10 protein-coding genes and 2 pseudogenes are annotated in these 14,704 nt (G+C 44.3%); 9 read left to right on the forward strand and 3 right to left on the reverse strand.

The genetic code is table 11. From position 1 onward, the window contains the following. Positions 1 to 5: 5 nt before the first annotated feature. From QUA23_RS04600 to QUA23_RS04610, 3 genes and pseudogenes are all read left to right on the forward strand, one after another. The gene (locus tag QUA23_RS04600) at positions 6 to 299 is read left to right on the forward strand and encodes a TIGR03792 family protein (protein ID WP_333074061.1); all 294 of its coding nucleotides are present in this window, start codon (positions 6 to 8) and stop codon (positions 297 to 299) included. A 50-nt stretch (positions 300 to 349) separates the two neighbouring features. Then, positions 350 to 626 (forward strand): annotated as a pseudogene (locus tag QUA23_RS04605) (IS1 family transposase); the annotation flags it as partial. Between the two features lie 495 nt (positions 627 to 1,121). After that, a pseudogene (locus QUA23_RS04610) lies at positions 1,122 to 2,192 on the forward strand (IS630 family transposase). On the opposite strand, the gene QUA23_RS04615 reads toward QUA23_RS04610, so the two are convergent. Beyond that, positions 2,143 to 2,472, reverse strand: a complete 330-nt coding sequence (locus QUA23_RS04615; RefSeq protein WP_333074059.1) for a hypothetical protein — start codon at positions 2,470 to 2,472, stop codon at positions 2,143 to 2,145. The pseudogene QUA23_RS04610 and the gene QUA23_RS04615 overlap by 50 nt on opposite strands. 1,105 nt (positions 2,473 to 3,577) lie before the next feature. Here QUA23_RS04615 and QUA23_RS04620 point away from each other — a divergent pair. The 4 genes from QUA23_RS04620 (at position 3,578) to gmk (ending at position 8,584) form a co-directional block, all read left to right on the forward strand. Continuing rightward, positions 3,578 to 4,414, forward strand: coding sequence for a hypothetical protein (locus QUA23_RS04620; RefSeq protein ID WP_333074058.1), 837 nt, complete (start codon positions 3,578 to 3,580; stop codon positions 4,412 to 4,414). 164 nt (positions 4,415 to 4,578) lie between these two features. After that, complete coding sequence (locus QUA23_RS04625) at positions 4,579 to 6,681, forward strand: M3 family metallopeptidase (RefSeq protein WP_333074057.1); 2,103 nt, start codon at positions 4,579 to 4,581, stop codon at positions 6,679 to 6,681. Between the two features lie 988 nt (positions 6,682 to 7,669). Further along, complete coding sequence (remA, locus tag QUA23_RS04630) at positions 7,670 to 7,936, forward strand: extracellular matrix/biofilm regulator RemA (protein ID WP_333074056.1); 267 nt, start codon at positions 7,670 to 7,672, stop codon at positions 7,934 to 7,936. Between the two features lie 78 nt (positions 7,937 to 8,014). After that, positions 8,015 to 8,584: a guanylate kinase gene (gene gmk, locus QUA23_RS04635; protein ID WP_333074054.1), complete on the forward strand. Its 570-nt coding sequence runs from the start codon at positions 8,015 to 8,017 to the stop codon at positions 8,582 to 8,584. On the opposite strand, the gene QUA23_RS04640 is transcribed toward gmk, so the two are convergent. Further along, positions 8,581 to 9,315: a hypothetical protein gene (locus QUA23_RS04640; RefSeq protein ID WP_333074053.1), complete on the reverse strand. Its 735-nt coding sequence runs from the start codon at positions 9,313 to 9,315 to the stop codon at positions 8,581 to 8,583. The genes gmk and QUA23_RS04640 overlap by 4 nt on opposite strands. A 236-nt stretch (positions 9,316 to 9,551) precedes the next feature. Here QUA23_RS04640 and xseA point away from each other — a divergent pair, with 236 nt between their 5' ends. Further along, complete coding sequence (gene xseA / locus QUA23_RS04645) at positions 9,552 to 10,721, forward strand: exodeoxyribonuclease VII large subunit (RefSeq protein WP_333074052.1); 1,170 nt, start codon at positions 9,552 to 9,554, stop codon at positions 10,719 to 10,721. Further along, positions 10,718 to 10,945 (forward strand): exodeoxyribonuclease VII small subunit, encoded by a 228-nt coding sequence (xseB, locus tag QUA23_RS04650; RefSeq protein ID WP_333046043.1) that lies wholly within the window; start codon positions 10,718 to 10,720, stop codon positions 10,943 to 10,945. The genes xseA and xseB overlap by 4 nt, the downstream gene beginning before the upstream one ends. Positions 10,946 to 11,030: 85 nt before the next feature. On the opposite strand, the gene QUA23_RS04655 is transcribed toward xseB, so the two are convergent. Then, the gene (locus QUA23_RS04655) at positions 11,031 to 14,576 is read right to left on the reverse strand and encodes a CHAT domain-containing tetratricopeptide repeat protein (RefSeq protein ID WP_333074050.1); all 3,546 of its coding nucleotides are present in this window, start codon (positions 14,574 to 14,576) and stop codon (positions 11,031 to 11,033) included. Positions 14,577 to 14,704 lie beyond the last annotated feature (128 nt).

Raw genomic sequence — 14,704 nt, forward strand, 5'->3', positions numbered from 1 at the left:
ATAATATGGTAATTGAGTGGCTAAAATTTAAAGTACCTCAAGAAAAGTGGGAGCAGTTTATTCAGCGAGATCAGGAAGTTTGGACTGAGGGACTAAAAAATTGGGACGGTTTTTTAGGCAAAGAAATTTGGGTAGATCCGGTGGAAAATGAGGTGGTGATGTTGATTCGCTGGGAAACTAGGGAGAAGTGGAAGTCGATCCCACAAAGCACAATCGATGAGTTGGATGCCAAAATGGGCGATTTGCAAATTGCGATCGCCGAAAGTCGCGAATATCAAGTTCGCAAGTTTTTGCATTAGTCATCAGTCATCAGTCATTAGTTAGTAGTAACCATTTAGGAACTCAAGGATTGTGGGATTCTCTACCGACAGTTCCAGAGTCAAGGTGCTTGTTTTTTCACCGACTTTTGGAGTGCTTATCAGAGAGTTTTTCCAAAAAAGAGACACCAATCAGTAGTCAAGGAAAGTGGCCAAACTTCCTATATAGAAAGATTTAACAATACGATGAGACAAAGAATATCTCGTTTAACCAGAAAAACTCTTTCCTTTTCTAAAAAACTCTCCAATCATATTGGAGCAATCTGGTATTTTATTCATGAGTCTAATGCCTGTTTATCTATAGAGTGAAAGGCTTATTTTTTCATGACTATGCAGGACTACCCACTTCCGAACTAGAAAAACAAGTTATGTCATTGTTGGCGACAGAAAACCAGCCAGTTAACTTCGCCAAATTGCTACAAAATCGACAAATATTATCATCATATTTGCTAAATGCGTTGCAATCTCTATCGCGGCGCTGCTTGATAGAAAAAGAAGCAAGTCTTTACACCCTGTCACTTGTAATGAAACAATATATCAAAGGATTGTAACTGAGATGTTGCACCATGCTCAATAAGCCTTTAATGGGCGGGCAGGATGCCCACCCCACAAAAAAATTAATTGTTTGTGGAACAGGCCGGAAAGCCTGTTCTTAAAAATGGTATGCGGCGCTGCTTGATAGAAAAACTCGAAAATTTTTACACTCTGTCACTTGTAATGAAGCAATATATCAAAGGATTGTAACTGATACCATTTTTCTAAAGTTATGCTAGAGTTACCTGAAAAGTAAAGGAGAATATTAAAATGTCTGGGCGTCCTCATATAACGATTACCGAATCTATAGAAGTATTGCTAGAGATTCGGAAAAAACAAAAAAGAGTTTTAGCATAGAATAAAATTCAAATGCTTTATTTATTTCAATTAAAACAAGTAGAAACAGTCCGAGAAGTATCGTCAGTTTTGGGTAAAAGTGAAACCACAATTCATCGCTGGCTCTTTCAATATAAAGAGGGTGGCATAGAAAACTTGTTAAAAAATCGGCAGATTTTTGATAGACCCAAAAAGTTTTCGGTTGAAGTAGCGGCTGCATTACAACAAGAATTGAGAGACCCCGAAGGATTTTCCAGTTATAAAGAAGTTCATCTCTGGCTTTGGTTAATCAAAGAGATACCTAGTAGTTATCAAGCTGTATACTCCTTGGTCAAAGGGGAGTTAAAAAGTAAATTAAAAATCCCAAGATCCCGGAGTAGTGAACAACAGCCAACGGCAATCAATGAATTCAAGAATAGCCTGTCTCAAAAAATCAAAGCCTTGCTGGATAGAACTCCTGACCAAATAAAGAAATACAAGAAGTTTCTGTTTAGGTGTAGTGACGAAACTCGATTAGGATTACATACAATTCAGAGACGAAGGATAACACTCTTCGGTGTAAAAGCCGTAGGAAAACAGCAATGAAAATTTAAATGTTTTTGGCTGTATGGAGCAGTATCCCCATCAACAAGAAGAAGTTTTTTTTGGGAATTTTCCCATTTGAATAAGGTTTGTTTTGAAGCATATTTGCAACAATTATCCCTTGAGTATCCTGATGAATTGCATATTATTCAAATCGATAATGCTCCCGCTCATTTTTTAAGCAAATCTGAATTGCCAGACAATATTATTTTACTATTTCAGCCTCCTCATAGTCCTGAAGTAAATCCAACAGAAAGAGTGTGGGAATACATCAAAGAATTTTTAGCTTGGTTAGTTTTTAGTAATCTTGACGAACTCCGCGTAAAAGTTCAGGAAATCTTAGCATCTTTAACGAATCATGTCATTGGTTTTGTCACAGGATGGTCTTGGATTTTACATTCTTTATCTCTAGCACATCTTTAAAAAAATGGTATAAGCTGATATCTTGGATGATTACTTGTTCGTATCCTTTAAATTCTGCGTCTGATGGCAGTTGGTCTTGAGGATATTCTAGTATTTCTTCTCGATCTATTTTTATCGTCGCGTTCTTACTGCCTTTGCTATGCTTTTTTGGCGTTCTTCGCTCTTTCTCTGATGAGTGCTCGCTTCTGAACCCTTTGGACTTGGCTTTGATGTCTGGTTTTCCTTGTTCTCCCTCCAATCGGTTATTTTCATCTTTTAACCGTTGATTTTCTAACTCCAAGTCTTTGACTTTTAATTGTAATTGCTCGCTAGTGGTTCAGTAATATCTCTACTGTCTGACGCATTGATTCGTCTGCAATCCCTTTTAGGTCGATTGTTTGCAGTAAATCGGAGGATGACTTGTCTTTTGAAATAATCTTTGGGGTCATGTGTCCTATTTTATAACACTTTATGTACCTTGCTTACTTTTTTTCCTCTGCTACCCCTACTTATTGAGCCGATACGAATACAGCAGGGTGCATGGATTTTTTAGTGAAAATGTTTTTTATATTGTCTGGCTAGACCCAGACCACAATCTTTATAGTTAAAATTATAGCCGAAGGAAGAAGGAAGAAGGAGAATGCAATCTAAACAAATTATCTCGTGCTTAAAATTGGAGAATAATTGAAGAAGTGGGGAATCTCAAACAGTCTGGGACTTACTCCGACTAAAGAAACCGGGTTGTATACCGATTATGCGGGCTGCGACGAACTATTATCGTAAAAAAAAACGGTTTCTGGCACCCATGCGTCCAGGACTAATTTTAAGAAAATTTTTCATAGAGAGCTGAAATAAAATTAACGCTTAAAAAGCCTACTGCTACTACGAGAATGATAAAGATTGCGATACTGAAAATAGACTTTAGCCGATCGCCAATTCCGGGTTTTTCTGAGTTCATTGGTCAATTTTTACAGTAAATTTGAGAGGGGCAATTCAGAAAGAGTAGATTATACCAATGGGCGAACAAAAATGCAACTCCAGACAAGCTCCAAATCCCGATCGCCCTCAGTAGGTCGCATTTTTTAACTTTTAATCTAAAATCTAAAATCTAAAATCGTCTTAGGCATTGTTCGGTTAGCCTGGACAGCTATTGTCGATCGCCCGAACCCGGTGGCGCTAACTCCTGTAAAATAGAGGGCGCGTTGGGGCGAACCTTTTAAGATCCGGAATTGGGCGCGATCGTCACAGGCTCCCAAATACATAATAATATGGCAGTCATCCTTAACTTACTCACAAAGGTAAAAATAGAACAGTGCCAAGAAATAATCTAAAACATATAACTGAAAAAAGGATAGAAATCGATGCTCCACCCAATCTCGCAACCTTATCAACAACGAGCAAATACTATGACCCAAAGAGCCGTGCGGAAGCCAAAACCCTCTGTTGCAAACCACTTGAGACCAAGTTTTCCTCAAAGGCACTGGCTGGAGATGGCAGAGTACGCCTCTCTGGCTGCCTCTGGTGTGGGTTCCCTGGCGGTGGCAGTGTCGGGTCAAGCTTTTTACGGGGTGGCTCCCCTAACTTTGGCTTTGTCGCTGAATGTTGCTAACCGATATCGCTTCGAGCAGCAAGTGCGGGTGCATCACAATTCGGAAATGGCCCAAGTCCAAAAGTCTGTCAATAAAGTCGAAAAAACGGCTGTGACGGTAATTGTTAAATTACGCAAGCAGTTGTCTGGAGATATTGCAGCGCTGCGCCAGCAAATGGCTGCAATGCCTAGGGCTGAGGGCTTTGAGGATTCTCTCGATATTCAGCGGCAGTTGCTGAGTTTAGGAGAGTCGGTAGCTTCTTTGCAAGAAATCGTGGCGTCTGCTGTGCTCGATGTCCGCCAGCAGGTGAGCGAACAACTGCAAGATTTATCGGTTGACCAACGGGCGAATCTCCAAGCTGTAGAACAGGCTATAGAGCAACTGCAAAGTGCGACGCAAGGCTTGGCAGAAACTTCTATCACCAGAGACGACTGGGAAGTAGTAAATACTCGATTTTTGGAAATCCAGAAAGTCATGGCCAATTTGCAAAGCCAACTGCAAGCTCCCGCACACGAATCGAGTGCGGATTTGTCGATCGTCCAAGCTCAAATTCACCGTTTGGAACACGAGCAGCAAGAAGTTGTCAAACCTCACCTCAAGCGCTTAATCTCGGTTGTCAAGGAGTTGCAGCACACACAAGAGAGTAGTCATTAATAATTAGTGAACACTCATTAGTCATCAGTCAGAAGGAAGATTTTTCGACTCTGACATTCTGGGACTCACGCCCGATCGAACCCAAATTTTTCGACAACTGTGTTACAAAATGAAAAGCTAATCTGTCTAGTTCACCTGTTTTCAACCTGTTACAAGAAAATTAAATGACTGCAACCGTAACTATTGCTGATAACCCGTTACTAATCGGTCAAGGATTGCCTCCATTTGACGCGATCGAACCAGAACACGTAGTCCCCGCTGTTACCCAACTGCTGACCGAACTAGAAGCCTCGCTAGCTGACTTAGAATCGTCTGTAGAGCCGACTTGGAGCGGCTTAGTAGAACCATTGCAGCGACTCGGAGAGCGTTTAAATTGGAGCTGGAGCATTGTCGGACATTTGATGGGTGTGAAAAATAGCCCGGAACTGCGATCGGCTCACGAAACAGTGCAGCCGGAAGTAGTAAAATTTTGGAGCAAGCTCAGTCAAAGCAAACCACTTTATGAAGCTTTTAAAGCGCTGCGGGCTAGCGAAAATTGGGACAGCTTAGAGTCAGCTCAAAAGCGAATTGTCGAAGCCGCTCTCCGAGACGCCCAACTCTCCGGCGTCGGTTTAGAAGGCGAGCAAAAAGAGCGTTTTAATGCCATTCAATTAGAATTGGCTGAAATTACTACCCAATTTTCCAATCACGTCCTTGACGCTACCAAAGCATTCAGCCTCACCCTCACAAACAAAGACGAAATTGACGGTTTGCCACCGAGTTTGTTGAGTTTAGCAGCTCAAGCCGCTCGCAGCGCCGGCGAAGAAAATGCGGATGCCGAAAACGGCCCTTGGCGGATTACTTTAGACTTTCCGAGTTACGGCCCTTTCATGCAGCACAGCACCCGCAGCGACTTGCGCGAAAAGTTGTACAAAGCTTTTATCGGCAGAGCAAGTAGCGGAGAATTGAATAACTGGCCGTTGACCGATCGCATTTTAGCTTTGCGCCAGGAAAAAGCTGCTTTACTCGGCTTTAGTAGTTATGCCGAATTGAGCTTGGCGAGCAAAATGGCTCCCGACGTTGCAGCAGTGGAAGCTTTGTTAGAAGAATTGCGCCAGGCTAGTTATGATGCTGCTGTCAAAGATTTAGAAGAATTGAAAGCTTTTGCGGCCGAAAAAGGCGCGCCGGAAGCTGGAGATTTGAAGCACTGGGATGTAGGTTTTTGGTCGGAACGGCGCCGGGAAGAAAAGTTTGCTTTTAGTGCCGAAGAATTGCGGCCTTATTTTGCTTTGCCACAGGTATTAGAGGGGTTATTTGGATTAGTAAAGCGGCTGTTCGGCGTTACAGTAACTGCGGCGGACGGTCAAACTCCTGTCTGGCACAAAGATGTGCGCTATTTCCAAATAGATGACGAAGCAGGAAATACGATCGCCAATTTCTATTTAGACCCCTACAGCCGCCCCGAAGAAAAGCGCGGCGGTGCTTGGATGGACGAGTGCGTGGTGCGCGCTAAATTGGTGGAAGCCGGAAAGACAACAACACGGTTGCCGGTGGCTTATTTGGTGTGCAACCAAAGTCCTCCTGTTGACGGCAAACCGAGTTTAATGACTTTTTTGGAAGTCGAAACTTTGTTTCACGAATTCGGTCACGGTTTGCAGCATATGCTGACAACGGTAGACTATCCGGGGGCTTCGGGCATCAATAATGTTGAGTGGGATGCAGTGGAATTGCCCAGTCAATTTATGGAAAATTGGTGTTACGATCGCGCGACTTTGTTCGGGATGGCAAAGCATTACGAAACCGGGGAAACTTTGCCGGAACACTACTACCAAAAACTCCTAGCAGCCCGCCACTACATGAGTGGCAGCGTCATGCTCAGGCAAGTACATTTTAGCAGCGTTGACATCGAACTGCACCACCGCTATCGATCGGGCGGCAGCGAAACTGTGGCCGATGTCCGCAACCGTATCGCTAAAACTACCACCGTTTTGCCTCCTCTGGAAGAAGACGCATTTTTGTGCGCTTTCGGACACATTTTTGCGGGTGGCTATGCGGCGGGGTATTACAGTTATAAATGGGCGGAAGTGCTCAGCGCTGATGCTTTTGCGGCGTTTGAGGAAGCGGGTTTGGAAGATGAAAGTGCGATCGCCTCTACAGGTAGGCGCTTCCGAGATACAGTGTTAGGATTGGGCGGCAGTTTGCCCCCGATGGAAGTGTTTAAAACTTTCCGGGGACGCGAACCGAGCACTAAAGCTTTGTTGAGACACAGCGGTTTAGTTGCGGCTTAATTTAATTGTGCAATAACTGGGGATTAATGCGGGTAAATTTATCTGCATTAATCCCAGTTTTTTGACCAAAATTTACGCAGTTCCTTTATGCGTATGGTGCGGTGTGCATGAATTCTTACCGCTATAATTTATATCAAATCAGGTAGCATCGGAATTATTCATCTCTCTGTTCTCTGACTCTGTGTTCTCTGTGCCCTCTGCGGTTTAATCATTCCAATTCAACCGGAATTAATCTCATGCGTAAAACCCCTTTCTGCCTAACTTTTGCGGAATTCAAAATGTTGGTAGTAAAACTAAAGTGTTCAGATTTTTATACTAATTCCCACAATTATTGCAACATATAATCCTGCGACCATCTGTAGGGAAACGGCACTGCCGTGTCCGGCGCGAGACTCTGCAAGTTTTCAGATTTGTTATAAAATTGATAATTGTAGCCACACTTTTTTATTGGTATTAATAAAACTAAAATTTTCACTACAAACCCATTTTATTGTAGAACATCATGCAATAAAAATCTGTAGTTTGGCACATCATCCCCAATCTTTTGGTAAAAAATCGGGCAAAAAGTGCGTTAGCGAAGCCCTCGAAGAGGATCGCCAGCGGCTTTTAGTTGAGGTTGGAAAGCTCATCAAACCAGCATTTGCGAATATTTACTGTTATTAATCACGGATTATACTTAAGTTTCCCTCTCCGGGAAATTAACTTTATATTTCGCAACATTTATAGGCTTTTGTCTCGATACAGGTAATGCTTTTATTAGCAACTAAAAATTGAGGAGTTTACCGAATCTTTAAGATACAGCGGCAACACCGAGTCTTTTTTAAATTTTTGATAAAGAACGGGGTACTCGGCGTCAAAAGGGTAAAAAATTAATCTCAACTAAAAAACTTAGTTGAGATTAATTTTAGGATTGTAAGAAAAAATATTTGTATATATGATAAAAAGTAAGGATTGATAGTTAGTCGTTCACCCATAGATTAAGATTTTCATGGATATTCAATTAATTAATATCGGTTTTGGTAACATTGTGTCTGCTAATCGAGTGATTGCCATTGTCAGTCCAGAGTCAGCGCCAATTAAGCGGATTATTACTGATGCGCGGGAGCGGGGACAACTGGTTGACGCGACTTACGGCCGCCGCACGAGAGCGGTAATTATTACAGATTCGAGTCACGTAATCCTCTCGGCGATTCAGCCGGAAACGGTTGCTAATCGTTTTGTGATCAGCAAAGACAGTCAAAGTCGGGATGATTGAGGTTTGTCAGTTGCAATTTGAGCGCTTACAGTCTAAAGTAAGCGGAAACTTAAATTATTACACGTTTCTATTCTAAAGATGAAATCTGGTAAATTAATTGTTCTGACGGGGCCTAGCGGTGTGGGGAAAGGCACCTTAGTACGATCGCTCCTCAATCGCCATCCTGAATTGTATCTTTCGGTATCGGTGACAACTCGATCGCCCCGTGAGGGAGAAATTGAGGGACAGCATTACTATTTTGTCAGCCGCAGCCGTTTTGAACAAATGGTTGAGGCTGGAGAGTTGGCGGAATGGGCTGAGTTTGCCGGTAATTTTTACGGTACTCCTTATTTTGGTCTCAAGCAAGGAATTGGTGAGGGAAAATGGGTAATCCTCGAAATTGAGTTGGAAGGGGCTAGGCAAATTAGGAATAAGTTTGCAGAGGCGCTGCGAATTTTTATTTTACCTCCTTCTTGGGAAGAATTGGAGCGGCGGCTGCGGAGCCGGGGTCAAGATTCCGAAACTGCGATCGCCCGTCGGTTGGTGCGGGCTAAAGAGGAAATTGAAGCGGCGGGGGAATTCGATTTCCAAGTTGTTAATGACGAATTGGAAGTTGCTTTGAAAAAGCTAGAATCAATACTTAATTTGGTTGAGCTTTCAGGTAATTAATGACTAATTACCCATTTCTCCGTCCTGGCTAAAACTTCGCTACTTTGTTTGATAGCAACACAAACTTTTAAATTCAATTCCAGAATATTCACTGAAGGCGAAATTTTTCTCAACGGTTCAATTTCGCGAGCAGAACAGCCCAACATTTCCATATAAGCTAGCGTCCAGCCAATAGCTGAAATGTCCCCTACAGTGCCTTCTCCGGCGCAGAGGTAACAGCCCAATTCGCCCTCCGGCCCACACTCAGGACAAACCCAATTACCCAGTTGTGAATGGGGCAGATTTGTGCGGGAGGCGGACGCAATTGTTAATGCTTTAATATGATTTTGAACTACTTGTTGAAAACCTCGGTTTTGGTTGCTGCGGTAGTCGGAATTGCCGTGCGATCGCCCAATTGCTACTGCTTGCTGTTGTGGCGAAGCAACAGATGCTGTTTGATTCTCCTTGGTTACTCTAGATTCGCCTAGGTTCGCAGTTAGCTGAATACCATAGTCTTTCGACTCCGCAGTCTGAGAGTGGTTGAGTGCGGTGGAGGAATCGGGTTCGGAAGTTGTGAAGGATTGTTCTATGCGATCGGCAAAATCTTGCATTGACAGGTGATGTTCGATCGCCAAAGACCAAGTTCTTTTATGTCGGAGGTCGCCATATTTTCTGGCTTCTTCCTCCGTAATGCCGATCGCCGCCGCCTCTTGGCGCAGCACATTCATCGAAGTCATTGTATCTGATATCATTAGTTTGTTTGCAGTTAAAATTACGATCGCCCGCTCAGCCTACCAATAAATTACCTTAGATATACTACAATAGTCCGGACTATTTTGAGATCCTAGTCGGAAACCCTTGATTTTCCGTTAGGAACGAGATTGTACAATCGCGCTGAAACCCTTATTTTACCCTTGGCAATCACACACTGTCCGAAGTATTGATAGTAGCCTAAATCTAAAATCTACAATCTAAAATCTAAAATTGGATGACTTCAATTCTTCCCGATACAGCTTTATCTGTTGCCGGACTAACATCATACCTGCAAGAGTTGTTGGAGGGCGATCGCAACCTGCAATCAGTTTGGCTGACAGGCGAGGTGTCGAACGTTTCGCACCACCCCAGCGGCTGCTTTTTCACTCTGTGCGACACCGACAAAAGCGCTGCTATTCGCTGCGTGGTGTGGAATTCTCAGCGGCAAAAATTGGTGCAAATCCCGGAAAAAGGGGAACAGTTGCTGGTTTTGGGAAGCATCCGGGTTTACAAAAATCGCGGCGAGTACCAGTTGACAGTAGTGCAATCGCTACCGGCTGGGGAAGGATTGCAGGCTTTGCGGTTGCAGCAATTGCGATCGCGCTTGGATGCTGAGGGTTTCTTCGATCCCGCCCGAAAGCGCCCGATTCCCGCACACCCGCAAATTGTGGCCGTGGTGACATCCGATACTGGCGCTGCTTGGGGAGACATTCAGCGCACTCTAGCCCAAAGATATCCCGGTTTGCGGGTGTTGCTGTCGCCGACAGGAGTGCAGGGAGAATTGGCTGCTGCTGCCATTGCGAGGGCGATCGCCCGTGTAGAATTGGACGGTAGGGCTGATGTGATCATTTTAGGGCGGGGCGGCGGTTCTGCGGAAGATTTGGCTTGTTTTAATGATGAGAGAGTTGTCAGGGCGATCGCGAATTGTGCGATTCCAATTATCACTGGTATCGGACACGAAAGAGACGAATCTCTAGCCGATTTAGTAGCAGATAAACGAGCCCACACTCCCACTGCTGCGGCCGCTCAAGCTGTACCAATTTTAGCAGATCTTTACTTTGAACACAAGCAAAGAATGCTCAATTTAGCAAGTGCTGTCCGGGCAAGATTTCAGACAGAAGAAGAGCATTTGCAACTGTTACAAAATCGATTAAAACGTTTGCCTGCGACATCCCGAACTTTGCGGCAAGCAACTGGTAAACTGGAAGTATTGCAAGAAAAGTTATCCGCATTAAATCCGGCTGCGGTATTGCAAAGGGGTTATGCGGCGGTAATCCAAAGTGACGGTACGATCGTCCGCACAACTGACGGTTTGGAATTGGGAGAGGAATTGACTGTGAGGTTGAGTCGGGGCGTGCTGAAAGTTAAGATTCTAGAAGTATTGGATGCAGAAGAAAAGTTATGATTGATTCGCAGTTGCGCCAGTCTGACTGGAATTATGAGGAAACGGTCGATCGAATTGAAGCGATTATCGATCGGGTGGAATCGGGAGAGTTGCCTCTAGAGGAGGTTTTCGAGCAGTTTGGGGTGGCTGTGGAGTGTTGGCAGGAGTGCGAAAGGTTTTTGGCGCGGGGGAAGGAACAGATGGATTTGTCGATCGAGCTTTTGGCTGCGGAACCCGATTTTTAAGCGCAGGTGAACTACGAAAAGACGCGTTGCAGCCGAAAGATTCGGTAAAAAACCCGGTTTATTGAGCCGGAGTGCGTAAGTCTTGTCAATGCAAACCATGACAAATAAATCCCGACCAATAACTCAAATCATCAAAAGGATTTGACAGAGTGTAAATATTTTCTTTCAAACTTTCATATCCTTTCTTCTGTTTATGAATCTGATTCTCCCGCTTCGTTATTTTATTCAACTCCGCCCCCAACTCCTTAAACTCATCCGTCCCCCTATTGTAGGATTTATGCCGCAATTTTAACTTTTGTTTTTCCTTTTGAACCACAGCCAATTTTGACTTTAAATCCCCAATAATTCTCTGAAGCAATGGATCGATTTGCAGTTGATAAAGCTCTTTCAACTCCGCACCCGAAATTGTCCGCAACCTCACCTGTGCCAGTCGCAAAGCCTCTGGACGACTCAAACCTTCCTTGGGACTGCGATACTGATAGTACAAAATCGCAAACAACGAAGTAGCAAAATCATCCACGACCCACAAAGTGCTGACCACACTCCGCGCCCCCGCACACAAAAACCCCGTTCCCAAACTAAGAAGATTATCGGTAATTTCCGTCCCTCCTAAATTAGTTTCGCAGCAGGACATAAACACATCGGATAACTGCGGCAACCGCCAACCAGGTGTCATTAATTCCCCTAATGTGATACTCCCGTCTCCTAAAAACAATCGCGATTCTAAAGGATTGTCCAAACGCGAGACAGCGTGGTGACTGGAGTGGATTACATTCACATTTTGGGCGAGGTTTCGATAGGCTGCGACTGTGGCTTCTTGACTTCCTTTTAACCGCTCAGGTTTGGTCACAATTTCGGCAATTTGTTCGCACTCAAAAGGAGTGAAGTACAAATCATCAGTGGCATTTTCCACAATCCCGTATTTCGGCGATTCGATGGTTGGGCGTTGATTGCAATACTCCAAGATTCGGCAACTGGGCACGTAACGAATTAGGAATTTGTCACCAAGGAACACCCTTCGTAGGGGCGGTGCCCCGGTGCCCGCCCTCGGTTGGGGAGGTTCTACCGGCAATGCCGCCAGCGGAATCTGATGCAAAAACAAATGCGGAATCACAATCAATTCCTCAATTCCCTCCAAACAATTACCAATCAACTCATCAACTTTCAACCGCTGCGACAACTGAGACAAAAACTCACCCATCCCCTGTTGCCAAATTTTCCGATCCTGCAAATAAGGCGACAACCAACTCTGACCAATCCAATTCTGAAAAGTTGCCAAACCCTCTCCCTGACAAGTGTGAATCTGCGGCGCTTTATCCTTGTAAATCACAAAAACATGAGTGTCATCATCCGTCGTGTAAAAACAGAGAATCGCCGTCTGCGAATTGTCAATGAGTTGCTGCATCTTCGCAAACTCCATCGGATCGGCTTGAACTTGTCCAGCTAAAACTGGATCTAAACTGCGAATGTTTTCCCAGATTTGCTGTTTCTCCCGTTCCAATTCTTGAATCTTCTCCGTGTAAGCAGAAAAATCTGCCCGACTGCGCGACTGACTCCCCACACCGACTAATTCTTTATTGCCTTCAGAAGGTTTGCGGAGTTGTTCAACTTCTGCGTCAATTTCCCGCTGCTTCGCCTCAAATTCCTGCAAATACTTTTGCACTGCGGGCGGAATTTCGCCGCTAGCATACAAATCATTGCTGTGCATTAAATCGACTAACCGCTGAGCACGGCTTCTGTCACAATATTCTATGGCTTTTTCCAGTTGGTTGCTGTTGACGCAAGCTTGAATAGCCTTTTCGTAAACACCTATAGATTCAGCTAAAATCTGCTGGCGGATATCGTCGGAAGTTGCCCAACTTCTACTTTTTTCCACCGATTTAATCGCTTTCTCGAATCCTTCCAGGGCGATATCCCAAAAACCAGCAGTGAAAGCGGTATTGCCGAGGTTTCTACCTGATTGCAAGCAGTCTAAAGGGAAAGCAGTAGGAGTGCGAATTTCTAATGCTAAGCGAAAATAGGCGATCGCCTCTTCTATATTCGTCGCCCTGACTCCTTCTCTTCTCTCACTATAGGTAAGACCCAAATTGTGTTGAGTCATTGCCCAATATTCGGGATAATTTTCGCGGGTAGCGACTTTTAATGCTTCCCAATAACAAGCGATCGCCTCTTCTCTATTCGCCGCCCTGACTCCTTCTCTTCTCTCACTATAGGCAGTCCCCAAATTGTTTTGAGTCCCTGCCCAATCTTCGGGATAAGCCTCGCGGGTACGGACTTTTAAGGCTTCCCGATAACAAGCGATCGCCTCTTCTATATTCCCCGCCCTGACTCCTTCTCTTCTGTCATTATAGGCAATCCCCAAATTGTTTTGAGTCGTTGCCCATTTTTCGGAAAAATCCTCGCGGGTATAAACTTTTAATGCTTCCCGATAACAAGCGATCGCCTCTTCAATATTCCCCGCCCTGACTCCTTCTATTCTGTGATTATAGGCAATTCCCAAATTGTTTTGAGTCGCTGCCCATTGTTCCGGATAATTCTCGGGGGTACGAACTTTTAATGCTTTCCGATAACAGGCGATAGCCTCTTCTATATTCGCCGCCCTGACTCCCTCTATTCTCTCACTATAGGCATTCCCCAAATTGTTTTGAGTCGTTGCCCATTTTTCGGGATAAGCCTCGCGGGTATAGACTTTTAAGGCTTCCCGATAACAAGCGATCGCCTCTTCAATATTCTCTGCCCTGACTCCTTCTATTCTGTCACTATAGGCAATCCCCAAATTGTTTTGAGTCATTGCCCATTGTTCGGGATAATCCTCGCGGGTACAGACTTTTAATGCTAAGCGAAAACAGACGATCGCCTCTTCAATATTCCCCGCCCTGACACCTTCTATTCTGTTCCTATAGGCAATCCCCAAATTGTTTTGAGCCACTGCCCAATTTTCGGGATAATTCTCAGGGGTATACACTATTAAAGCTTCCCGATAACAGGCGATCGCCTCTTCAATATTCGCAGCCCTGACACCTTCTATTCTGTTACTATAAGCCATCCCCAAATTGTTTTGAACCGTTGCCCAGTGTTCGGGATAATTCTCGCGGGTATAGACTTCTGATGCTGCGCTACAACAAGCAATACCTATTTCTAAATTCCCTGCCCGCCGCCCCAGAGGAAACTGATTAATTAAATTGCCAAAAGAGACAATAGCAGCAGCCATTGCAGCAGCTTCTTCTGAGGTAACTTCTGTGAATGTGGATGTAGCCCAAGCTTGTAATATTCGAGCAAAATTTAAATCCAATTTATCGAATTTGTGTTGTAAAATAGGATAAACGACTTGAGGATCTCCGCCACTGTCTGACGTTGCTTGCAACACCTCCATCAAGAAAGAAAAATACTCTTCAGAAGTTGCTGTACTGGTGACATAATTTGCCAAATGTGCCGCTAGTTTTTGCAACCAAGCTGCTGCATTTGAGTTGCCCTCTGCTGCCATCTTCTCCGCTTCCGCTTCCATGACTTGCACAAAATTGGCATCAACTAAGTCTCGATTGGCGTTGAGAACATCATTTACTGTACCGCTAGGGCACTCAAGCAGGGCTGGAATCAGTTCGAGATAGGCGGCGATGCGTTGTTCATCCATGAGAGTTTCCCTTTATTCTGTATATATATCGATCGGGAATTTGGGGTAGAATTATGCAGATTCCTGAAAAATTCTAGATATTTGTCTTGGGAATGTTGTAGATACCCCTTGACAGGTCAAGACAGTAT

Origin of the sequence: Microcoleus sp. Pol1C5 (assembly GCF_036701115.1) — a bacterium.
GTDB lineage: Bacteria > Cyanobacteriota > Cyanobacteriia > Cyanobacteriales > Microcoleaceae > Microcoleus.